This window comes from Ruminococcus difficilis (genome assembly GCF_016680995.1).
This window is the reverse complement of record NZ_JAEQMG010000129.1, coordinates 1-21,300: the sequence shown is the minus strand read 5'-3', so window position 1 is coordinate 21,300 and position 21,300 is coordinate 1. Positions and strand designations below refer to the sequence as shown.

Sequence of the window (21,300 nt, the reverse complement as noted above, 5' to 3'; positions counted from 1 at the left end):
CGCGCCTCCTATTCTCTGTTTCTCACAAGGAAATGATCCTCAGCCTGCTCGGGAGCGTTTTTGAGGATTTCCGTGCTCGGATAGGAGGAAACTACCTCGTCTTCGCGGAACACGTTGGAGAGGTTGTTGATGCAGTCGAAGCCCTCATCGCTCGCGGGAGCGTTGTTGATGGCGTCGGCAAAGTCGATTATCTCCTGCATGGACTTGGTCAGTCCGTCAAGCTCCTCCTCGGGGACAAAGAGCTTTGAGAGCAGGGCGATGTTTTCAACGTCTTCTCTAGTTACCATATATATTCAGTCCTTTATCTCAATTTAACATGAACCTCTCTGAGCTGCTGCTCGGTGACCTCTCCGGGTGAGCCGAGAAGTACGTCCTGGGCGTTGGAGTTCATCGGGAAGGCGATGACCTCTCTGATGTTTTCTTCTCCCGTGAGGAGCATGATCATTCTGTCAACGCCGGGAGCCATGCCCGCGTGAGGCGGCGCACCGTACTGGAACGCGTTGTAGAGGGCTGAGAACTTGGCCTTGAGGTCGTCCTCTGAGTAGCCCGCCATGTCGAACGCCTTTTTCATGATCTCGATATCGTGGTTGCGGACAGCGCCGGAGCTGAGCTCTACGCCGTTGCAGACGATGTCGTACTGGTAAGCGAGGATCTCCTCGGGATCCATTGTGTTGAGCGCCTCAAGACCGCCCTGCGGCATCGAGAAGGGGTTGTGGGTGAAGATGATCTTGCCGTCCTCGTCGCGCTCGAACATCGGGAAGTCCACGATGAAGCAGAGGTCGAAGCGGCTCTCGTCGATAAGTCCGAGACGCGTCGCGACCTCGGTGCGGATCTGACCCGCGAGCTTCGGCGCGTCAACTGCGGAATCGGCGATGAAGTAGATCACGTCGCCTGCCTTTGAGCCGTTGCGCTCGATAAGCTCCTCGCGGTCGCCGGGCTTTAAGAACTTGTCGATCGGGCCGTCAAAGGTGAGATCGTCGTTTACCTTGACATAGCCCAGACCCTTCATGCCGATGGAGAGTGCGAACTCCTCCATGCGCTTGAACCACTTCTTGCTTTGAGCGGCGGCGCCGGGAACGTTGATGGAGCGGACAGTCTTTTTGCGGAAGGGCGCGAAGTCTGTCTCGACGAACATATCGCTGATTTCCTTGATGATCAGCGGATTTCTGAGGTCGGGCTTGTCAGTGCCGTACTTGACCATCGCCTCCGCGAACGGAATGCGCGCGAACGGCGGCTTGCTGACCTCTTTGTCTGTGAATTTCGAGAAGGTTTCGTAGAGCACCTGCTCTGCTACGTCAAAAACGTCCTCCTGAGTCGCGAAAGCCATCTCGAAGTCGAGCTGGTAGAACTCGCCCGGCGAACGGTCGGCACGAGCGTCCTCGTCGCGGAAGCAGGGTGCGATCTGGAAGTATTTATCAAAGCCCGAAACCATCAGAAGCTGCTTGAAGATCTGGGGAGCCTGCGGCAAAGCGTAGAACTTGCCCTTGTGCTTGCGGCTCGGAATCAGATAGTCGCGCGCGCCCTCGGGTGAGGAGGTGGATAGAATCGGGGTGTTGATCTCGGTAAAGCCCAGCTCCTGCATCTTCTGACGCAGGAAGGCGACAACCTTTGAGCGGAACAGAATGTTGTTGTGAACCTTGGGATTTCTCAGGTCGAGGAAGCGGTACTTGAGACGGACGTCCTCGCCTGTGTTTGTGGAGGTGCCTACCTCGAAGGGCAGGGCGTTTTTGCACTTGCCGAGAACGGTGATGTCCTCAGTGTGAACCTCAACGTAGCCTGTGGCGATCTTCTTATTGATGGTTTCCTCGTCGCGCTTTACGACCTCGCCGCTGAGGGTGACGGTGCACTCCTTATTGATATTTTTCAGCAGATTGTCGTCGTGAACTACGACCTGAAGTACGCCGTACTCGTCGCGGATATCGAGGAACATAACGCCGCCGTGATCGCGGATATTCTCGACCCAGCCCGCCACGCGAACCTGCTGACCGATGTTTTCTTCTCTGAGTTCACCGCAGCTTACGGTGCGGTAGATATTTGGTTTTATCATTCAAAACCTTCCTTTCAGATACTAATTTACCCATTCTATGGTATTATACCACAGAATGGGCAGGCAATCAAGAGTGAATTTTTTATTTAGGGGTCGTCCGGCGGCGGTAACAGCCTGTTTATTATCAGCTCTCGTTGATCTCCGCGAGCTTCTCTCTGAGCTTTATGAAGTCCTCAAACGCCTCGGGCTTTTTTCTCGGGTCGCGAAGCAGCGCCGCCGGGTGCAGCATAGGCATCATCAGCACGCCCTTTTTCTCGAACCACATTCCGTGCTCCTTCGTGATCTTGATATCGGGCTTGATGATCTGAGCCGCGGCAATCCTGCCGAGACATACGATGATCTCGGGACGGATAAGCTTTACCTGATTGCGAAGCCACTGAATGCACTGTTCCTGCTCCTCGGGCTTTGGGTCGCGGTTCTGCGGCGGACGGCACTTGACGATATTCGCGATGTAGATGTTGCTGTGTCTGTTGAGGTCAACAGCGTCGAGCATCTTGTCGAGCAGCTTGCCCGCGCGTCCGACGAACGGCTCACCCTGCAAGTCCTCGTTCTCGCCCGGACCTTCGCCTATAAACATAACCTGTGCCTTCGGGTTGCCCACTCCGACAACGACGTTGTGGCGCGTTTCGCAAAGTCCGCATTTGCGGCAGTTTTCGCAGGCTGACTGCAATTCTTCCCATGTCTGATACATCTTAAAAACCTCGCTTCAAAAAGACTTGAAAAATATCCAAAACCGTAGTACAATGAAACTAACAAATTTATATGATAGGTGGTATATCTATGAAAATTATGGTTGAAACCTCCGCGCACCACGTGCACGTAACCCGCGAGACCCTCGACGTACTTTACGGCAAGGGACATCAGCTCACCAACAAGAAGGACCTTTCCCAGCCCGGTCAGTTCGCCTGCACCGAGAAGGTTACCGTAGTCGGCCCCAGAGGAGAGATGACTATGTCTATCCTCGGCCCCGAAAGACCCGACGATCAGGTTGAGGTCAGCCTCACCGACGCACGCAAGCTCGGCATTGCCGCTCCCATTAAGGAATCAGGCGACGTAGCCGGTACACCCGGCTGCATTCTCAGAGGCCCCGAGGGTGAGGTAGAAATCGCTCAGGGCGTTATCGCCGCTCAGAGACACGTTCACCTCGATCCCAAAACGGCCGAGGAGTTCGGTCTGAAGGACAAGGAGATCGTTTCCGTCAAGGTCGGCGAGGGTACAGGCAGAGCTACCGTATTCGGCGACGTTGTTATCCGCGTCAGCCCCAAGTACGCTCCCGCTATGCACATTGACACCGACGAGAGCAACGCTGCAGGTCTCGGCGGCACCGTTGACGGTGAGATCATCAAGTAATTAACTGAACAGCTTTTCGGAAAGGTCGGAGTACGCTCCGGCCTTTTGTTTTTGGCGGCGGTTTCGCTACCAACTATCTTATCATAAAACACAGCAGCGCGCAAGGTGAAATTGAACGGTTGAAATGACGGTGATTTGGGTGTATAATATACCTAATAATTTCCCTGCGAGGTTAAAAATGAAAAAACGCCTGCTAATTATACTTATCATAGTTATTTTTACCGCCGGACTGGGCATCCTGCTCTATCCGCTCGTAAGCTCCATCGTCAACAACATAAACGACCGCAGCGAGGCGCGTCAGAAGCAGATGGAGGTTGAGAAGATGGATTCCGACAGGATAAATGACCTCTTTGCCGACGCCGAAAGCTACAACAGCAGCCTGACAGACACCGTCGTCCTCACAGACCCGTTCGATATCGATTCGTATGAAAAAATCGGCGCGCACTACGAGGAGACATTTGACATCGACGGCAACGGCTTTATCGGATATATCGATATTCCCTCCATCGACGTCTATCTGCCCATCTACCACGGCACCTCGGACGAGGTTCTCAAAAAGGGTGCGGGGCACCTCAACAACACCTCTCTGCCTATCGGCGGCTTTGGTACGCACAGCGTGATCTCGGCGCACTCGGCGTATCCGTCAAAGACGCTGTTCGACTATCTTCTTGACATGAAGGAGGGCGACCTCTTCTATATACACGTACTCGACCGCGTGCTCGAGTACAGGGTCGACCAGATCAAAACCGTCCTTCCAAACGATGTTAACGACCTCTATGTCGTCAAGGGCAAGGACTACGTAACGCTGATGACCTGCACGCCCTATACCGTCAACACCCACCGCCTGCTTGTCCGCGGCGAGCGCGTGCCCGACGACCCCGATATCGTGGTTGAAGACGACGGCAGCAAGTCGGTGAACAAGACGGTCAAAGCGGTGAACAACGGCAGGGATTCGATGTATGTCCTCGGCTACAAGCTCAGCTATGTCACGATAATCATCGGAATCGGAGTATTTCTTCTCGTTGTCGCCGCGGCTGTGGTTCTCGCCGTAAGACGCGGCAGAAGCCGCAAAAACAAAGGCGGTGAGAGCTGATGTGGAGAAAAATCCTTACCGTTGTCGCGATCATCATACTTCTGACGGGGATAGGCTTTCTTCTGTTCCCGACTGTCTCGAATTTCATCGGTCAGCAGCGTGCGAACAATGTGATTGAGGAGTATTCCGAGACGCTCGACCATGTCATAAAGGAGGACGATCCCGAGACTGCGAAGGAGCTTGGAATCACCGCCAAAAGCTTCGAGGAAGCGCTTGAAAAGGGCGAGATCGACGAGGAGGGCTACCCGGTCAACTCCGAGGGTGTTCGCACCTACAGCTACACAGTCAGCTTTGAGTACGACCTCGACAGGCTCTACAGCGACAGCAAGGAGTACAACGCCTCGATTTTTCATCATCAGGGCACGGTGGACACGATAAATTACGAGAAGGCGGCGCTCGACATGAGCAGGTACGGGCTGAACAACCTCTACGGTTATCTTTCCGCGCCGTCGATCGACCTCTATCTGCCCGTTTACCTCGGCGCGAATGACAGCATGATGAGCTACGGCGCCGCGCATCTCAGCGGCACCTCGCTTCCGATTGACGAGAAGAATACGAACGTCGCGATCGCGGGTCACACTGGCTACATCGGCAGGATATTCTTTGACAACATAAAGCGGCTCGACCTTGGCGACACGGTGAGTTTTACGAATTACTGGGAGACTATCGACTACGAGGTGATCGATTTCAAGACCGTCGCGCCGAACGAAACGGGCGACATCTACATCAAGGACGGCAGGCAGCTTATGACGCTTATCACCTGCACGCCCGACGGACACGGCGGATTCGGACGTTACCTCGTTATTTGCGAGAAGAAGTAAAAAAAACAGAGGCGGCTGCCTCTGTTTTTTAATTGCCCGCACCCGAGTTCTGTTGCCGCAGAAACTACAATCCGGAGCGAAGCGACCATTAATTTTCAATTTTCAATTTTACATTTTCAATTCAATAAAGGCTCCAGATCAGCGACACTATCAGCGGCATTGTCACGAGCGAGAGCAGGGTCGTTGATGCAACTACGCTGACCGAAAGCTCTGTGTCGCGGTTGAACTTCGCCGAGAACATCGTCGTTGTCGCGGCGGTGGGAGCCGAGCAGGCGATCGTGAACGCTATCACCATCGTTCTGTCGAGCTTCAGGAAAAACATCGCGAATGCCGCGGCGAGCGGTATGATAAGCAGTCTGAACACGCTCGCGAGGTACGCGTCTCTGTCCGAGAACGCCTTTTTGAAGTTCGCCTGCGAGAGGTAGAAGCCGATGATCAGCATCGGCAGCGGCGTGTTGAGGTTCGCGAGGTGGGTGATCGGCTGCGCGACTACGGGCGGAAGCTGTACCCCGAACACAAAGAGCAGGATTGCCGCAATCGCACCGATGATTCCGGGGTTGAACGCGAGGCGCTTTATCGAGAGCTGCTTTTTGTCGCCGCTCATGTCGAACAGTCCGTACGTCCAGACCACGATGTTGAACACCGCGACGAAGATCGAGCCGAAGAACCAGCCGTCCTCTCCGAGCAGCTCCTTTTGCAGCGGGAGCGACATGAAGCCGCAGTTTGAGAATATCACAGAAAACTGCAGTACCTTGCGCCGCGCGATATCCTTCTGGCGGAATACAAGACGCGCGATAAGCACCGACACGGCGAGAATCACCAGTGCGGTCACCGCGGCGGTGAGAACCTTGCCGAGCGTTTCCATCGAGAATTCGCGCTGGAACGCCGACACCATTACGCAGGGCGTGACGGCGTAGAGAACGATGTCGGTCATTACCTTTGAGGCGTGCTCCGTGATCACGCCCTTTTTGCCGCAGATAAAGCCCACGGCGATGAGAATAAACAGTACTATGACCTGCTGTCCGATGACAAGAAAGTTTTCAAGAAACATAAGCATACCCCCGTTACATACAACGCCATTCTATCACAGCCGGAAACGGATTGCAAGAAAAACGCTGTCAAGACGATATTATCGACAAATTAAGCCGAAAAACCTTGTGAAAATTCACCAACAGAAATTTTTAATTTTTCGAAATATGTATTAACCGCCAAAAATAATTTGTGATTATTGACAATTAAATTTCCCGTATGTATAATATAGTCAATGTTACAAAAGACATTAATAGTAATATCATAAATCAAAATGAAAGAAGGAGTTTGTGATGGCAAAAACCAAGAAGACCGCTGCTGCTGCGGAAAAGGAAACCAAGAAGACAGTAAAGGCTGCCGAGGTTAAGGCTGAGGCTGTAGAGGCTAAGGCTGAGGAAGTTAAGGCTGAGGAAGTTAAGGCTGAGGAAGTTAAGGCTGAGGCTAAGGCTGAGAAGAAAGCTCCCGCCAAGAAGGCTCCCGCAAAGAAAGCGGCTCCCAAGAAGACTGCTCCCAAGAAGCCCGAGGCTGTTGAGACTAAGATTGCTGAGGCAAAGCCCGTTGAGACTAAGGCTGATTTCTTTGTTGAGTTCGGCGGCGTTCAGGTTGCGGCTAAGGACGTTCTCGAGAACATCAAAAAGACCATCGGCAAGGACGCTAAGGAAATCGCTGTTTACCTCAAGCCCGAAGAGAGCAAGGCTTACTTCGTAGCTGACGGTGAGAAGGGCGAGATGGACGTATACTTCTGCTAATCGGGTAAGACCCGCGGCAGATTCGCGTATTATAGTGCGGCACGTTTACCGTTTTCGCGTTTTCGCGTGAAGCGTTCATGCTTTTGCTTACACGGCATTGTAAAAGGACAGGAGTAAAATCCTGTCCTTAGTTTTTTGCCATATACGGAAAAACGGAGAGACCGCAGTCTCTCCGTGGTTAAGTCTGTATTTGATATCAGAACGGCTCGCCGTCGGGATACTCCTCGTCGAGTGCTTCCTTGACTGCCTTTGCGATGTGCTCCTTCGCGTCAGCGGCGGTCTCGGCTGCCTTTTCGGCGGCATCCTCTGCTTTCTCGGCGACCTCTTCCGCCTTCTCGGCTACTGCGTCAAAGGGGTTTGAATCGTAGTCGTCCTCGTTGGAGCAGGCTACGGTGATGTCAACTACGTCCTCCTGCTTTACCTCGGCGGGCTTCTTCTCGGGCGCTGAGGGAACAGCGTAAACGAACTCGCTCTGGCTCTCGAGCACCATACGGTAGCACTCGCGCGCCTTGGCGATCTTAGCCTTGCTGTTGTCGATAACGCCGAGCAGGTTCTTCTGCTTCTCGTCGGCGGCGGTGACATCGCCCTTCTTGAGCATCTCGTAGTACTCCTTGCCCAGCGCGATATAGGCGCGGTTCATCAGCTCGCTCTCGCTCTTCATCACCATTCTCAGGCGGTTGAGCTTTGCCTTTGTGCGGTTCTTCTCCACGAAGTTCTGTGCGACGGTGGTGATGGTGTCGGCGGCAGTATTCATCGTGCTTTTAACCTTATCAATAATCGCTTGACTCATATCTATTTCTCCTTATGCGCCGCAGCGCTTTATTTCTAAAATATATTATGACAGATTATTTTAATAAAATCAATATTTTTTTCAAATTTACTTGTGAAAACTCAACAATGTTGATATAATAAACTGAAAGAGGTGTTAAGCTATGCCCGAAAAAAAGGTCAACAAGGCTGTCGTCTGCCCGATGTGCGGCGAGCTGAGCAAGGCAGTCGTATATACAAGCGTCAACGCGACCGTCGACAAGGAGCAGCGCGAGCGTGTGCTTGACGGCGGACTGTTCGCGTGGAAGTGTCCGTCCTGCGGCTACAGCGCGCGGCTGACGTACCCCATTCTTTATAACGATATGAAGAACCGCTTCATGATATATCTCATTCCTAAAATCGACCGTTACCAGCTCTGCGACAAGGAGCTCGAGGAGAAGTACAGCAACCTGCGCAATATCAACAAGCGCGTCGTTGCCGACTTCAACTCCTTCAAGGAGAAGATTTTTATCTTTGAGTCGGGACTCGACGACATGGCGGTTGAGCTGACAAAGGCGGTTATCGGCCAGACGGTTTCCAAGAAGCTCGACGGAGCCGAGGTAAAGAACGGCTATCTCTCGATGTACGACCGCGAGAGCAATACGATGGGCTTTACATACTTCACGGGCGAGGAGATGACTCCCTACGTCCAGACTGCGCGGCTCGAAATCTACGGCAAGTCAAAGGAGATCGTCGAGCAGTTCGCAATCAAGGACAAGAAGCTCAAGGGCTTCATCAAGATCGACGGCGAGTGGGCGGACAACATTCTGTACCGCTACAAGCGCGCCAAAAAAATCGAAAGACTCAATAAGGTCAAGGAATAAATCAAGGGTTGGCACATCGCCAACCCTTTTATATATCACTGAACGCTTTGATTTTCGCGCTCTCGTAGCGGTAGTACGCAATTACCGAGATTCCTATCAACACAAAGCAGAACCAGACGCTCTGCGCGGCGAAAAATATGCTCAGCAGGCACGCTGCCGCTACTCCCGTGTGAAAGCACAGCAGAGTTGCCCAGTAGAATTTCGCGTTGCGGAGTGCTTTTTTGTCCCTGTCCATTACGTATGTCGTCGAAAGCATGACCGCCTGACGGACGTTGTTTGACGAGAAGATCGTCGCGCTCGAATTGCCGCCTGCCTTCTTGTAGGCGTTCCACTGGACGGGCATCGCGAACGCTATAGGCACAACCGAGAGGTAGCTGTTTCCGGTGAGCGAGAGGATTCCCGTGGCGCATATCGCGAGTGCCGTTACGATCAGGCTGACTATCTTCATGCTCAGCGGCGAGTACCGCCTGAAAACCGTGTAGAATATGCAGCTTGCCGCGTATGTGAGAAACAGCAGAACGATGTAGCCGATGCTCAGAAGATTGCCCTCAAATGCCGACAGCACCAGCCTTATCAGGTTGCCTGTCTGGGCGTTTGCGAGAATGTCGCTGTGGTTGATGATCGTATAGCCCGCCATAAAGCCGCCGATGACGCTGACTGTGTGGTGGAGCGTTATCTGCTTCTTGACTATTTCCATTTCTATCCCTTATTTCAAATGTGCTGTGGATATTGTAGCACGGATTTGAGAGGATTGCAAACAATAAAAAAAGGAGCGTCGAAAAACGCTCCTTTTAATTATCTCTGGCTGAGTTTTGTGTATTCCTTCTCGGTTGAGATGCTCATGTACGCCGGACGGATGATCTTGCCCGCGTTGATGAGCTCCTCGAGTCTGTGCGCACTCCAGCCCGCGATTCTCGCGGTGGCGAAGAGCGGTGTGTACAGCTCGCAGGGAATGTCGAGCATGCTGTAGAGCAGTCCGCTGTAGAAGTCGACGTTCGACGCGACGCCCTTGTAGATGCGGCGCTTTTTGCCGATGACCTGAGGTGCAAGACGCTCAACGAGAGCGTAGAGGTCGAACTCCTTGTCGTAGCCCTCGACCTCGGCGAGCTTCTTTACAGCGCCCTTGAGAATGACCTGACGCGGGTCGGAGATGGTATAGACCGCGTGACCCATACCGTAGATAAGACCCTTTTTGTCAAACGCCTGCTTGTCGAGCAGCTTTTCAAGATATCTTGTGACCTCGTCCTCGTCCTTCCAGTCGCGGACAGTCTGCTTCAGATCCTCGAACATCTCGAATACCTTTACGTTCGCGCCGCCGTGCTTGGGTCCCTTGAGCGACGAGAGCGCCGCCGCAATCGCGGAGTATGTGTCCGTGCCCGAAGAGGTTACGACGTGGGTGGTGAAGGTCGAGTTGTTACCGCCGCCGTGCTCCATGTGGAGGATCAGCGCCATGTCGAGCACCTTCGCCTCGAGGTCGGTGTAGCTCCTGTCGGGACGGAGCAGAGAGAGGATAACCTCGGCTGTCGACATGGTCGGCTCAGCACGGTGAATGTAAAGGCTCTTGTCGCGCAGATAGTGGTTATACGCGTGGTAGCCGTACACGCTGAGCATCGGGAATACCGAAATCAGCTGAATGCACTGGCGCAGCACGTTGTTGATAGAGGTGTCGTTGGGGTTCTTGTCGTAACAGAACAGGGTGAGTACCGAGCGCGCGATGGAGTTCATCATGTCCTCACTGGGCGCCTTGAGAATAACGTCGCGGACGAAGTTTTGCGGCAGGGTGCGGTATTGCACCAGAAGCGTCTTGAAGTTCAGGAGCTGTTCTCTGTTTGGCATCTCGCCGAAGAGAAGCAGATAAACAACCTCCTCAAAGCCGAAGCGGTCGTCGGCGAGGATTCCGCCTACGATGTCGTTGACGTTGTAGCCTCTGTAGTACAGCTCGCCCTCGCAGGGTACGAGCTTGCCGTCGACGAGCTTGTTCTGCTTGATCGTCGAGATGTCGGTAAGACCTGTCAGAACGCCCTTGCCGTCGATGTCGCGCAGTCCGCGCTTAACGTCGTACTTGCCGTAAAGCGCCGGGTCTATCTTGGAGTTCTCCGACATTTTCTCCGCGAGAAAGTTGATCTCCGGTGTATTTTCAGAATAATCCCAGGTTGTATCTACCATAGAATCACTCCCTTTCATTTTAGTTTACGGACATAAGATGTTCGCGCTGAACGGGCTAAAATGTGCCGTTTCATCACGCCGAATCACCTTAGAACCCCAATTATAACACATTTCCCACCAAAAAGCAAGGCGTCGGGAATATCCTGCGAATTACATTTTCAGTACCGAAACTATCTCGCTGATGTACATTCTGTGGTAGTCGTCTCCGCTGTAGTTTGACTTTACTGCTTCCTCGATAATGCTCTCCTCGTTCAGATCCTGCGCGTAGAGCTTTTTGCATACAAGCACGAGACGCGCTTCCTCAAAGTACGGAACGCCGTCCCCGGTGAAAGCGGGCGTCAGTCCCGTTTCCTTGACCTTGTCAATATCTCTGCCGCTCTTTGTGCCGCAAATCTGAAGCGCCTTGCGGAATTCCTCGTCAAAAAAGCTCATTGTAAACATTCCGTTCTTCTCGAGAAAGCCGAAGGTGTAGCGCTGCGGACGGATAAACGTGAACGCCACGGGCTTGTTCCACATGATTCCCACGCTTCCCCAGCTGACGGTCATTGTGTTGAAGCTGTCCTTGCTGCCCGCGGTGACGAGCGCCCAGTCCTTGCCGATAAGCTTGAAGGCATTGTCGGTGATGTCATTGGGTGTGATGGTTTTGAAGTTGCTCATAAACAGTTCAGTCCTTTCGTTTCTATACTTTCCATATTATAACAGAAATCTGAATATTATTCAATAGATAACCCGTCAATATTCATAATTGTGTATATTTCCAGCGAAAAAATGAATATTCCGGATTTGCCTTTCACCTTGTTTTCACATTGAAACAAGCCTGAAAATTACAGTTTTGACGGTATATTTCGGCGCGGTGAGCGAAATAATTCCGCAAATGCCGCGATTTTTGTGCAAAGGCGCAAACTTGCATAAATATTCAAAAAAAGCTTGATTTTTCTAAAATTGGTAGTATAATGTAGTAGTAACATCAAATCAACGGAGGAAATTCATCATGGCTGACAACAAAATCAAAAAAGTAGTATTGGCATATTCGGGTGGTCTGGACACTTCCATCATCATTCCGTGGTTAAAGGAAAATTACGACAACTGTGAGGTTATCGCCGTTTCGGGCAACGTCGGTCAGGGTACCGAGCTCGACGGTCTCGAGGAGAAGGCTATCGCTACAGGCGCTTCCAAGCTCTACATCGAGGATCTCAACAAGGAATTCGTTGAAGAATATGTATTCCCCACCATCAAGGCTGGCGCTGTTTACGAGGGCAAGTACCTTCTCGGCACCTCCTTCGCACGTCCCGTTATCGCCAAGAGAATCGTAGAGATCGCCAAGGCTGAGGGCGCTGACGCTATCTGCCACGGCTGCACCGGCAAGGGCAATGACCAGGTTCGTTTTGAGCTCGCCATCAAGGCTTATGCTCCCGACATGAAGATCATCGCTCCCTGGAGAACATGGGAGTTCAAGTCCCGTGAGGAGGAAATCGAGTACGCTGAGGCAAAGAACATTCCCCTCAAGATAAACAGAGAGACAAACTACTCCAAGGACAAGAACCTCTGGCACCTCAGCCACGAGGGTCTGGATCTGGAGGATCCGGCTAACGAGCCGATGTACAACAAGGAAGGCTTCCTCGAGATGGGCGTGTCTCCCGAACAGGCACCCGACGTTCCCGAGTACGTGACCATCTCCTTTGAGAAGGGTATCCCCGTAAAGCTCAACGGCGAGGCTGTAGGCTCCGTCGAGATGATCGAGAAGCTCAACGAAATCGGCGGCAGAAACGGCGTGGGTATCACCGACATCGTAGAGAACCGTCTTGTAGGCATGAAGGCGCGCGGAGTTTATGAGACTCCCGGCGGCACCGTGCTCTACGCGGCGCACAACAAGCTCGAGGAGATCTGCCTCGACAAGGATACTCTCCACTACAAGAAGAACCTCGCCAACACCTTCGCTGACCTCGTATACGACGGCAAGTGGTACACACCTCTGCGCGAGGCTATGTCAGCCTTCGTTGACAGCACCCAGGAGTATGTGACAGGCGACGTCAAGCTCAAGCTCTACAAGGGCAACATCATCGACGCGGGAGTAACAAGTCCCTACTCACTCTATGACGAGGAGATCGCGACCTTCGACGAGGACGAGGTTTACGATCAGAACGACAGCGCAGGCTTTATCAACCTCTTCGGCCTTCCCATCAAGGTTCGCGCCAAGAAGGGCCTGATCAAATAAAAACTTAAAATTTCATGCAGTCGGGCAGGGTGAAATATCCCTGCCCATAAAGTGTTTATATAGGGGTAAAGAAAACCTGTCTGAAAGAATAAGCAAACATCAATGACAGATTAACTTAAGACGCGGGCACCGATTTTTGGCGGTGCGCCGACCTGTCTGCACGGAGGAGAAAAACACGGAGGAGAAAAACACGGAGGAGAAAAATATGCAGCTTTGGAAAGGTCGTTTCAAAAAGGAACTTTCAAAAACAACAAATGATTTCAACAGCTCTATCTCGTTTGACAGCCGTATGTACCGCGAGGATATCGAGGGCAGTATCGCCCACGCGACTATGCTCGGCAAATGCGGCATCATCACCGAGGAGAGCGTTCAGGATATTGTACAGGGACTCAGAGGAATCCTCGCTGATATCGAGAGCGGCGCGCTCGCGGTAGACATGGAGGCTGAGGATATCCACACCTTCATCGAGGGCGAGCTGACAAAGAGGATCGGCGACAACGGCAAGCGGCTTCACACCTCGCGCAGCCGCAACGACCAGGTCGCGCTCGACGTAAAGCTTTACCTCAAAAAAGAGGTCGTCAATGTTAAAAATCTCGTCGTCGGTCTGATAAAGGTGATCGCCGGCAAGGCTGAGGAGTACGCCGACACCGTTATGCCCGGCTACACCCACCTTCAGCGCGCTCAGCCGATTACCTTCGGTCACCACCTGCTCGCTTACGGCGAAATGCTCCTGCGCGACGTTTCGCGCCTTGAGGACTGTCTTAAGAGAATGGACGAAATGCCGCTCGGCTCATGTGCTCTCGCGGGTACGACCTACCCGATCGACAGAAATGTAACCGCTGACCTGCTCGGCTTCGACAGAATCACAAACAACTCCCTCGACGGCGTTTCAGACAGGGATTTCTGCATAGAGTTCGCGTCAGTGCTCTCAATCATCATGGTGCACCTCAGCCGCTTCTCGGAGGAGATCATCATGTGGTGCAGCTGGGAATTCAAGTTCGTCGAGCTTGACGATGCGTTCTCCACAGGCTCGTCGATCATGCCCCAGAAGAAGAACCCCGATATCGCGGAACTTGTCCGCGGCAAGAGCGGCAGAGTTTTCGGCGACACAATGACCCTGCTCACCGTTATGAAGGGCATCGCGCTCGCCTACAACAAGGATATGCAGGAGGATAAGGAAGCGATTTTTGACGCGGTCGATACCGTCAAGATGTGCCTTACAGCCTTCACTCCCATGCTCGACACCATGCGCGTTATCCCTCAGAACATGAGAAAGGCAGCGGCAGGCGGATTCATAAACGCGACCGACTGCGCCGACTGGCTCACCAAAAACGGCGTGCCGTTCCGCGACGCTTACAAGGCTACAGGCGAGCTTGTAGCGAGATGCATTGAGCTCGGCACCGACCTCGAGAGCCTTCCGATTGAGGAGTACAAGGCGGTCTGCGACGTGTTCACAGAGGACGTTTATGACGCTATCTCCCTCGAAAAGTGCGTGTCTCAGCGCACGGCGTTCGGCGGCCCCGCTCCTCAGCTTGTAAAGGCTCAGGCGGCGAGAGTAAAGGAAATCGCCGAAAATCTTTAATAAAAAACAAAAGGAATGATTACCATGAAAATAAAAGCAGGAATCGTCGGTGCGACGGGTTACGCCGGCGCGGAGCTTGTAAGACTGCTCTCGAACCACCCTGAGGCGGAGGTCGCCGCAATCAGCTCGGTATCCTTTGAGGGTCAGAAGCTCAGCGACATTTATCCGTCCTACACCTTCCTCAACGATATGATTTGCGAGAATTCGGACGCTGTTGTCGAGAAGAGCGACGTTATCTTCGCCGCGCTTCCGCACGGTCTCTCTCAGGAGCTTGCCGAGAAGTGCATCTCCAACGACAAGGCGTTCATTGACCTCGGCGCGGACTTCCGCCTCGAGAGCGAGGATGAGTACACCCAGTGGTACGGCGGCACCTTCCTCGACAAGGAGCTCCACGCTCAGAGCGTCTACGGATTGCCCGAGTTCTTCAGAGATAAAATCAAGGGCAAGAAGCTCATAGCCAACCCCGGCTGCTATACAACCTGCTCACCTCTCGCGATCGCTCCCGCGATTGTGAACGGCCTTGTTTCGACAAAGGGCATTATCTGTGACTGCAAGAGCGGCGTTACCGGTGCCGGCAGAAAGCCCACCCAGGGCAGCCATTTCCCCGAGCTCAACGAGGGCTTCCACGCCTACAAGGTCGCATCTCACCGCCACACACCCGAGATCGAGCAGACACTCTCAAAGCTCAGCGGCGAGGACGTCACCATCACCTTCGTACCGCACCTTCTGCCCGTAAACAGAGGTATTCTAGCCACCGTTTACGCCGATTTGAAGGAAGGCGTTACATACGAGGAGATCCGCAAGGCTTATGAGGACTACTACAAGGACGAGTTTTTCATCAGACTTCTCGACGACGGAAAGTGCGCCGATATCCACAACGTGCGCTATTCAAACTTCTGCGATATCTCGCTCCACTTCGACAACAGAGCACGCAAGCTCGTAGCCTGCGCTGCGATCGACAACATGGTCAAGGGCGCGGCAGGTCAGGCGATCCAGAACATGAACATTATCTTCGGGCTGGACGAAAAGACAGGTCTGGTCATTGTTCCGCCGGCGTTCTAATAAATTGAAAATGGAAAATGGAAAATTGAAAATGGAAAATTAAGGGTCGCTTCGCTCCGATTTATATTTTCCGTTACAGAAGAGGCAATATGAGTAACTATAAATTTATCGAAAACGGCTCCGTAACCTCTCCGCGCGGCTTTGTCGCAGGCGGCGTGATTGCGGGTATCAAGCCTAACAATACAACAAAGCGCGACCTCGGTATGATTTTCTGCGAGAAGCCCTGCGCTGCGGCGGCTATCTTCACAAAAAACCGCGTTAAGTCCGACACGATCTACGTCACACAAGAACACCTCAAAAACGGCGTCGCTCAGGCGGTGATCGCAAACTCAGGCAACGCGAACGCCTGCAACCCCGACGGATACGAAAAGGCGGAGCAGATGTGCGCTCTTGCGGCTGACGCTCTCGGTATCGCTGCGGACGACGTTATCGTCGCTTCAACGGGCGTTATCGGTCAGGCACTTCCGATCGAGCCTATCGAAAAGTCCGTCGGCGCGCTTAAGGACAGCATGACAAGGGACGGCGGCACATACGCTGCCGAAGCGATCATGACCACCGACACCATAAAGAAGGAATGGGCGGTTCAGCTCACCCTCGGCGGCAAGACCGTCACGATCGGCGGTATCGCAAAGGGCAGCGGCATGATCCATATCAACATGGGCACGACACTTTCGTTCGTCACCACAGACGCGGCGGTTTCGGCTGAGATGCTTCACTCGGCGCTGATCGAGGCGGCTGACGTGAGCTACAACATGGTCAGCGTTGACGGCGACACCTCCACCAACGATACCCTCGCTATTATGGCGTCGGGTCTTGCAGGCAACGACGAAATCACAGAGAAGAACGGCGACTACGCGCTGTTCGTTGAGGCGCTTACTGCGGCGTTCAAGGCTGTCGCCAAGAAGCTCGCCGCCGACGGTGAAGGCGCTACAAAGCTCGTTATCGGCAAGGTCAGCGGCGCGAAGGATGAGAGTACCGCGAAGGTTATCGCAAAGAGCGTGATCTGCTCGAGCCTTGTCAAGGCGGCTATGTTCGGCGCGGACGCGAACTGCGGAAGGATACTCTGCGCGATCGGCTACAGCGGAGCTGAGGTTGACGTTAAGAAAATCGACGTTTCCTACCGTTCCGCAAAGGGTGAGATACTCGTCTGCAAGGACGGCATGGGTCTTGCGTTTGACGAGGATAAGGCAAAGGAAATCCTGATCGAGAGCGAGATCGACATAATTATCAACCTCGGCGACGGCAACGGAGAAGCTGAGGCATACGGCTGTGACCTGACATATGACTACGTAAAGATCAACGGAGATTACCGCACATAAATAAATATTCGGAGTGAAAGATATGGATAATGCAAAGAGGGCAAAGGTTCTTATTCAGGCGATGCCCTATATCAAAAAATTTGTCGGAGAAACGATTGTTGTCAAGTACGGCGGCAACGCTATGATAAATGAGGAGCTCAAGGCGGCGGTCATGAGCGATTTGGCGCTCATGCAGCTCGTCGGAATCAGCGTAGTGCTGGTTCACGGCGGAGGCCCCGAAATCAACGCGATGCTCGACGCCGTCGGCAAGGAGAGTGTATTCAAGGACGGAATGCGCGTCACCGACCAGGAGACAATGGACATCGTCCAGATGGTGCTCGCGGGCAAGGTCAACAAGAGCCTTGTTCAGCTCTTTGAGCGCCACGGCGGAAAGGCTCTCGGAATGTGCGGCCTCGACGGCAGACTGCTTATGGCTGACAAGCTCGCCTCCGCTCACGACCTCGGTTACGTAGGCGAGATACGCGAGGTAAATCCCGAACCGCTGAGAATGGCGATGAAGGACGGCTATATCCCGATCGTCGCGACAGTCGCGGGCGGCTACGACGGCAAGGTCTACAACATCAACGCCGACCTCGCCGCGGCTCAGATCGCCGCGAAGCTCAGAGCCAAAAAGCTCATCCTCATGACCGATATCCGCGGTCTGCTCCGTGACGTGAACGACGACAGCTCGCTTATCCCCGTCGTAAACGTCAGCGAGGTGCCGATGCTCAAGCGCGACGGCATCATCAAGGGCGGCATGATCCCCAAAATCGACTGCTGCGTCGAAGCAGTCCGCAGCGGCGTAAACCGCGCGCATATCATCGACGGCAGACTGGAGCACTCCATTATTCTCGAGCTGTTCAGCGACGAGGGTATCGGCACGATGTTCTATCAATTATAAGTAAAGGAATAAATGTTTATGATTATACGCCCAATGACGATTGACGACTACGACGAGGTATTTGCCATGTGGCAGATCACCACAAAGCGCGCGCTGTCAAAGGCGGACGAAAGATCACAGATCGAGCGCTATCTCAGGCGCAACGAGGGCATGAGCCAGGTCGCCGTTATCGACGGAAAAATCGTCGGCACCGTACTTGCGGGACACGACGGCAGACGCGGCTTTATCCACCACATGGCGGTCATGCCCGAGTACCGCCGCCGTCATATCGGGCACAGGCTTGCCGAAAAGGCGATCGAGAATATCGCCGCCGACGGCATCGACAAAACCCATATCTTCTGTTATCAGAACAACGAAACAGGACAGAAGTTCTGGAGAGATTTTGGGTTCGTGAAGAGAGATGATGTGTTTGTTTATTCTTATGAAAACGCATCTCGAAAGGAATAATTTGAAATGACAACAAAAGAACTTGACAATAAATACATAATGCACACCTACGGACGCTATGACGTTGCTCTCGTCAGCGGCTCGGGTGTGACCGCCTTCGACGAGGACGGCAGGAAATACATCGACGTTTCCTCGGGCATCGGCGTCAACAGTCTCGGCTACTGCAACGAGGGCTGGGTCGAGGCTGTCACAAAGCAGGCGTCGACTATCCAGCATATGTCGAACTACTTTTACAGCCCGCAGGCGAGCGCTCTCGCCGAAAAGCTCTGCAAGCTCACAGGAATGGCGAAGGTCTGCTTTGGCAACAGCGGCGCTGAGGCTAACGAGTGCGCCATCAAAATCGCGCGCAAATACAGCTTTGACAAGTACGGCGAGGGCAGAAATGAGATAATCACTCTGCGCAACTCGTTCCACGGAAGAACCGTTACCACCCTCTCGGCAACAGGTCAGGACGTTTTCCACAACTTCTTTTTCCCGTTCACGGAGGGCTTCAAATACATAGAAGCAGGCGATATGAGCGTGCTCGAAAACGCCGTCAGCGGCAAGACCTGCGCCGTTATGCTCGAGCTTATCCAGGGCGAGGGCGGCGTAAATATCATGGATATGGATTACGCGAAGGCTCTGTTCGACTTCTGCGCCGAGCGCGATATTCTCGTCATCGTCGACGAGGTTCAGACGGGCGTCGGACGTACAGGCAAGCTCTTTGCCTTCCGGAATTACGGCGTAAAGCCCGACCTCGTTACTGCGGCGAAGGGTCTCGGCGGCGGTCTGCCGATCGGCGCTTGTCTTTGTAACGACAAGCTCGGCGGCGTTATGACTCCGTCTACACACGGCACCACCTTCGGTGCGAATCCCGTTGTCTGCGCGGGCGCGAATTACGTTATCGACACCGTATCTAAAGAGGATTTTCTCGACGAGGTAGAAGCGAAGGGCGCGTATCTCGAGGGTCTGCTCAGGAAGCTTCCCGAAGTAAAGAATGTCCGCAGAATGGGACTTATGGTCGGTATTGAGATCGACGGCGACGCTCATGATATCGCCGCGAAGTGTGTTGAAAACGGCCTGCTCATTATCACCGCGAAGGACGTGCTAAGAATGCTTCCTCCGCTCACGATCAAACGCGAAGAACTCAAAGAAGCAGTTAGTATATTAAAATCCACACTGAAGGAGTGTAAATAAATGAAACATCTTTTGAAGCTCGAGGACTGGTCTCCCGAACAGATTACCCGCACCCTCAATCTCGCAGATCAGCTCAAGTACGAGCTTAAGCATGGCATTGAGCACAAGCTGCTCAAGGGCAAAACTCTCGGCATGATTTTTGAGAAATCCAGCACCCGTACCCGCGTATCGTTTGAGGTCGGCATGACACAGCTCGGCGGTTATCCGCTCTTCCTCAGCTCCAACGACCTGCAGATCGGCAGGGGCGAGCCTGTTCGGGATACCGCGCGCGTGCTCTCACGCTTTATCGACGCTATCATGATCCGCACCTTTGAGCAGAGCGAGGTCGAGGCTCTCGCTGAGTACGGCTCGATCCCGATTATCAACGGTCTGACCGACTACTGCCACCCCTGTCAGGTTCTCGCCGATCTCATGACTATCCGCGAGTTCAAGGGCAAGCTCGAGGGTCTGAAAATGTGCTTCATCGGCGACGGCAACAACATGATGAATTCTCTCATCGTCGGCACTCTCAGCACTGGCATGAGCTTCTCGGCGGCTTGTCCCGCTGACTATCTGCCGCCCGAGCATATCATGGAGTTCGGAAAGAAGTACGGCGACAAGTTCGAGATCGTTCAGGATCCCAAGGAAGCCGCGAAGAACGCGGACGTTCTCGTTACCGACGTATGGGCTTCTATGGGTCAGGAAGAGGAGAAGAAGATCCGCGAGGCTGCCTTTGCGGGCTACCAGATCAACGACGGGCTGATGGCTGTCGCAAACGGCGACTGCATGGTGCTCCACTGTCTGCCGGCTCACCGCGGCGAGGAAATCACCGCCGAGGTATTTGAGGCTCACGCGGCTGAAATCTTTGAGGAGGCTGAGAACCGTCTCCACGCGCAGAAGGCTGTGCTCGTAGAGTGCATGCTCGACCGCGAACCCGAGGAATAATCTTTATCAGGGCGTGCTTATGCGCGCCCTGTTTGACAACCGCGCGCTTTTGTGATATTGTATAGAACAGTGATTTTGAAGGGATTGAAGGATTTGAGTAAAATTAAGGAACTGATAAAGAAGCACTGGGACATTGTGTCCTACCTGTTCTTCGGCGTGTGCACTACAATCGTCGGCTGGGTAACCTACTGGCTCTTTATGACGCTTTTCAGCAGTTTCGGCATGAACGGCGAGCTGAACATCATCATCTCGAATGTGATTTCGTGGATTTTCGCTGTAATCTTCGCGTTCATCACAAACAAGCTCTGGGTTTTCCGCAGCAAGTCATTTGACGCTAAAACGCTCTGGTACGAGATCGGCACCTTTGTTTCCGCAAGACTTGTCACCCTGCTTATTGAAACGGGTATCCTCGCGGGCGCGGCGTTCCTTTTCGGCTCGGACAACAACGTGATCAACATGATTATGAAAATCATCACCAGCATCATCGTTGTGCTCCTCAATTACATCTTCAGCAAGCTGATCATCTTCCGCAAAAAGGGCGAAAAAAAGGAAGAAGAAAAAAATTCGGAAAAAGTTTTAGAAAACCCTTGACTTTTATCCGACACTGTGATATAATCTCTATTGTTGTCGAGAGAAACACGGCAACAAACAGTTGGTGTCGATGACGCAGGGGGTCCACCCGTTCCCATACCGAACACGGAAGTTAAGCCCTGTAGTGCCGACGATAGTTGCCCGGCGACGGGCTGTGAAAATAGGAAGGCGCCAACACCCAAAAGTGTCCACCCAGCAGGGTGGGCGTTTTTCTTTTT

22 protein-coding genes and 1 rRNA gene are annotated in these 21,300 nt (G+C 53.1%); 15 read left to right on the top strand and 8 right to left on the bottom strand.

The window, feature by feature from the left end; all coding sequences use genetic code 11:
* Nucleotides 1-8: 8 nt before the first annotated feature.
* From gatC to JKK62_RS12185, 3 genes are all read right to left on the bottom strand, one after another.
* Entirely contained in the window at nt 9-287 is a 279-nt protein-coding gene (gene gatC / locus JKK62_RS12195) for an Asp-tRNA(Asn)/Glu-tRNA(Gln) amidotransferase subunit GatC (RefSeq protein ID WP_186833221.1), read from the bottom strand.
* A 14-nt stretch (nt 288-301) separates the two neighbouring features.
* Entirely contained in the window at nt 302-2,047 is a 1,746-nt protein-coding gene (gene aspS / locus JKK62_RS12190) for an aspartate--tRNA ligase (RefSeq protein WP_186833222.1), read from the bottom strand.
* Nucleotides 2,048-2,171: 124 nt separating this feature from the next.
* Nucleotides 2,172-2,738: a uracil-DNA glycosylase gene (locus JKK62_RS12185; RefSeq protein ID WP_186833223.1), complete on the bottom strand. Its 567-nt coding sequence runs from the start codon at nt 2,736-2,738 to the stop codon at nt 2,172-2,174.
* 89 nt (nt 2,739-2,827) lie between these two features.
* On the opposite strand from JKK62_RS12185, the gene JKK62_RS12180 reads away from it, so the two are divergent.
* From JKK62_RS12180 to JKK62_RS12170, 3 genes are all read left to right on the top strand, one after another.
* Nucleotides 2,828-3,397, top strand: a complete 570-nt coding sequence (locus JKK62_RS12180; protein WP_186833224.1) for a PduL/EutD family phosphate acyltransferase — start codon at nt 2,828-2,830, stop codon at nt 3,395-3,397.
* Nucleotides 3,398-3,575: 178 nt separating this feature from the next.
* Nucleotides 3,576-4,490 (top strand): class C sortase, encoded by a 915-nt coding sequence (locus JKK62_RS12175; protein ID WP_201428114.1) that lies wholly within the window; start codon nt 3,576-3,578, stop codon nt 4,488-4,490.
* A complete protein-coding gene (locus JKK62_RS12170) occupies nt 4,490-5,311 on the top strand; it encodes a class C sortase (RefSeq protein WP_186833226.1) in 822 nt (273 codons plus the stop codon). Before JKK62_RS12175 ends, JKK62_RS12170 begins: the two co-directional genes overlap by 1 nt.
* Before the next feature lie 121 nt (nt 5,312-5,432).
* Here JKK62_RS12170 and JKK62_RS12165 read toward each other — a convergent pair whose 3' ends face one another.
* Nucleotides 5,433-6,362 carry an AEC family transporter gene (locus JKK62_RS12165; RefSeq protein ID WP_186833227.1) on the bottom strand — a complete coding sequence of 310 codons (930 nt, stop codon included), beginning with the start codon at nt 6,360-6,362 and terminating at the stop codon, nt 5,433-5,435.
* Nucleotides 6,363-6,633: 271 nt separating this feature from the next.
* Here JKK62_RS12165 and JKK62_RS12160 point away from each other — a divergent pair, with 271 nt between their 5' ends.
* Entirely contained in the window at nt 6,634-7,089 is a 456-nt protein-coding gene (locus JKK62_RS12160) for a DUF6465 family protein (RefSeq protein WP_201428113.1), read from the top strand.
* A gap of 196 nt (nt 7,090-7,285) precedes the next feature.
* Here the strand turns inward: JKK62_RS12160 and JKK62_RS12155 are convergent, their stop codons facing one another.
* Nucleotides 7,286-7,879, bottom strand: coding sequence for a hypothetical protein (locus JKK62_RS12155; protein WP_201428112.1), 594 nt, complete (start codon nt 7,877-7,879; stop codon nt 7,286-7,288).
* 142 nt (nt 7,880-8,021) lie between these two features.
* Here JKK62_RS12155 and JKK62_RS12150 point away from each other — a divergent pair, with 142 nt between their 5' ends.
* Nucleotides 8,022-8,720, top strand: coding sequence for a CpXC domain-containing protein (locus JKK62_RS12150; protein ID WP_186833230.1), 699 nt, complete (start codon nt 8,022-8,024; stop codon nt 8,718-8,720).
* Nucleotides 8,721-8,748: 28 nt separating this feature from the next.
* On the opposite strand, the gene JKK62_RS12145 is transcribed toward JKK62_RS12150, so the two are convergent.
* The 3 genes from JKK62_RS12145 to JKK62_RS12135 all read right to left on the bottom strand — a co-directional run bounded on the left by JKK62_RS12145 (nt 8,749) and on the right by JKK62_RS12135 (nt 11,543).
* On the bottom strand, nt 8,749-9,417 hold the full coding sequence (locus JKK62_RS12145) for a YoaK family protein (protein WP_201428111.1): 669 nt from the start codon (nt 9,415-9,417) through the stop codon (nt 8,749-8,751).
* Nucleotides 9,418-9,515: 98 nt separating this feature from the next.
* On the bottom strand, nt 9,516-10,886 hold the full coding sequence (locus JKK62_RS12140; RefSeq protein WP_186833232.1) for a citrate/2-methylcitrate synthase: 1,371 nt from the start codon (nt 10,884-10,886) through the stop codon (nt 9,516-9,518).
* Nucleotides 10,887-11,036: 150 nt separating this feature from the next.
* A complete protein-coding gene (locus JKK62_RS12135) occupies nt 11,037-11,543 on the bottom strand; it encodes a flavin reductase family protein (RefSeq protein WP_186833233.1) in 507 nt (168 codons plus the stop codon).
* A gap of 334 nt (nt 11,544-11,877) precedes the next feature.
* Here JKK62_RS12135 and JKK62_RS12130 point away from each other — a divergent pair, with 334 nt between their 5' ends.
* From JKK62_RS12130 to rrf, 10 genes are all read left to right on the top strand, one after another.
* Entirely contained in the window at nt 11,878-13,101 is a 1,224-nt protein-coding gene (locus JKK62_RS12130) for an argininosuccinate synthase (RefSeq protein WP_186833234.1), read from the top strand.
* Between the two features lie 205 nt (nt 13,102-13,306).
* Complete coding sequence (argH, locus tag JKK62_RS12125; RefSeq protein ID WP_186833235.1) at nt 13,307-14,683, top strand: argininosuccinate lyase; 1,377 nt, start codon at nt 13,307-13,309, stop codon at nt 14,681-14,683.
* 24 nt (nt 14,684-14,707) lie between these two features.
* Nucleotides 14,708-15,745, top strand: coding sequence for an N-acetyl-gamma-glutamyl-phosphate reductase (gene argC / locus JKK62_RS12120; RefSeq protein WP_201428110.1), 1,038 nt, complete (start codon nt 14,708-14,710; stop codon nt 15,743-15,745).
* 89 nt (nt 15,746-15,834) lie between these two features.
* A complete protein-coding gene (gene argJ, locus JKK62_RS12115) occupies nt 15,835-17,064 on the top strand; it encodes a bifunctional glutamate N-acetyltransferase/amino-acid acetyltransferase ArgJ (protein ID WP_201428109.1) in 1,230 nt (409 codons plus the stop codon).
* 22 nt (nt 17,065-17,086) lie between these two features.
* A complete protein-coding gene (gene argB / locus JKK62_RS12110) occupies nt 17,087-17,944 on the top strand; it encodes an acetylglutamate kinase (protein ID WP_186833238.1) in 858 nt (285 codons plus the stop codon).
* An 18-nt stretch (nt 17,945-17,962) separates the two neighbouring features.
* Nucleotides 17,963-18,391 (top strand): GNAT family N-acetyltransferase, encoded by a 429-nt coding sequence (locus JKK62_RS12105; RefSeq protein ID WP_201428108.1) that lies wholly within the window; start codon nt 17,963-17,965, stop codon nt 18,389-18,391.
* Between the two features lie 6 nt (nt 18,392-18,397).
* Nucleotides 18,398-19,567: an aspartate aminotransferase family protein gene (locus tag JKK62_RS12100; protein WP_201428107.1), complete on the top strand. Its 1,170-nt coding sequence runs from the start codon at nt 18,398-18,400 to the stop codon at nt 19,565-19,567.
* Nucleotides 19,568-20,491, top strand: a complete 924-nt coding sequence (gene argF / locus JKK62_RS12095; RefSeq protein ID WP_201428106.1) for an ornithine carbamoyltransferase — start codon at nt 19,568-19,570, stop codon at nt 20,489-20,491.
* 93 nt (nt 20,492-20,584) lie between these two features.
* Nucleotides 20,585-21,082: a GtrA family protein gene (locus tag JKK62_RS12090; RefSeq protein WP_201428105.1), complete on the top strand. Its 498-nt coding sequence runs from the start codon at nt 20,585-20,587 to the stop codon at nt 21,080-21,082.
* Between the two features lie 60 nt (nt 21,083-21,142).
* Nucleotides 21,143-21,259 (top strand): 5S ribosomal RNA (rrf, locus tag JKK62_RS12085).
* Nucleotides 21,260-21,300: the final 41 nt, after the last annotated feature.

Excerpts from the sequence above, each read along its gene's own strand:
- gatC (WP_186833221.1), bottom strand. The coding sequence starts at position 287 with ATGGTAACTAGAGAAGACGTTGAAAACATCGCCCTGCTCTCAAAGCTC.
- aspS (WP_186833222.1), bottom strand. The coding sequence starts at position 2,047 with ATGATAAAACCAAATATCTACCGCACCGTAAGCTGCGGTGAACTCAGA.
- JKK62_RS12185 (WP_186833223.1), bottom strand. The coding sequence starts at position 2,738 with ATGTATCAGACATGGGAAGAATTGCAGTCAGCCTGCGAAAACTGCCGC.
- JKK62_RS12180 (WP_186833224.1), top strand. The coding sequence starts at position 2,828 with ATGAAAATTATGGTTGAAACCTCCGCGCACCACGTGCACGTAACCCGC.
- JKK62_RS12175 (WP_201428114.1), top strand. The coding sequence starts at position 3,576 with ATGAAAAAACGCCTGCTAATTATACTTATCATAGTTATTTTTACCGCC.
- JKK62_RS12170 (WP_186833226.1), top strand. The coding sequence starts at position 4,490 with ATGTGGAGAAAAATCCTTACCGTTGTCGCGATCATCATACTTCTGACG.
- JKK62_RS12165 (WP_186833227.1), bottom strand. The coding sequence starts at position 6,362 with ATGTTTCTTGAAAACTTTCTTGTCATCGGACAGCAGGTCATAGTACTG.
- JKK62_RS12160 (WP_201428113.1), top strand. The coding sequence starts at position 6,634 with ATGGCAAAAACCAAGAAGACCGCTGCTGCTGCGGAAAAGGAAACCAAG.
- JKK62_RS12155 (WP_201428112.1), bottom strand. The coding sequence starts at position 7,879 with ATGAGTCAAGCGATTATTGATAAGGTTAAAAGCACGATGAATACTGCC.
- JKK62_RS12150 (WP_186833230.1), top strand. The coding sequence starts at position 8,022 with ATGCCCGAAAAAAAGGTCAACAAGGCTGTCGTCTGCCCGATGTGCGGC.
- JKK62_RS12145 (WP_201428111.1), bottom strand. The coding sequence starts at position 9,417 with ATGGAAATAGTCAAGAAGCAGATAACGCTCCACCACACAGTCAGCGTC.
- JKK62_RS12140 (WP_186833232.1), bottom strand. The coding sequence starts at position 10,886 with ATGGTAGATACAACCTGGGATTATTCTGAAAATACACCGGAGATCAAC.
- JKK62_RS12135 (WP_186833233.1), bottom strand. The coding sequence starts at position 11,543 with ATGAGCAACTTCAAAACCATCACACCCAATGACATCACCGACAATGCC.
- JKK62_RS12130 (WP_186833234.1), top strand. The coding sequence starts at position 11,878 with ATGGCTGACAACAAAATCAAAAAAGTAGTATTGGCATATTCGGGTGGT.
- argH (WP_186833235.1), top strand. The coding sequence starts at position 13,307 with ATGCAGCTTTGGAAAGGTCGTTTCAAAAAGGAACTTTCAAAAACAACA.
- argC (WP_201428110.1), top strand. The coding sequence starts at position 14,708 with ATGAAAATAAAAGCAGGAATCGTCGGTGCGACGGGTTACGCCGGCGCG.
- argJ (WP_201428109.1), top strand. The coding sequence starts at position 15,835 with ATGAGTAACTATAAATTTATCGAAAACGGCTCCGTAACCTCTCCGCGC.
- argB (WP_186833238.1), top strand. The coding sequence starts at position 17,087 with ATGGATAATGCAAAGAGGGCAAAGGTTCTTATTCAGGCGATGCCCTAT.
- JKK62_RS12105 (WP_201428108.1), top strand. The coding sequence starts at position 17,963 with ATGATTATACGCCCAATGACGATTGACGACTACGACGAGGTATTTGCC.
- JKK62_RS12100 (WP_201428107.1), top strand. The coding sequence starts at position 18,398 with ATGACAACAAAAGAACTTGACAATAAATACATAATGCACACCTACGGA.
- argF (WP_201428106.1), top strand. The coding sequence starts at position 19,568 with ATGAAACATCTTTTGAAGCTCGAGGACTGGTCTCCCGAACAGATTACC.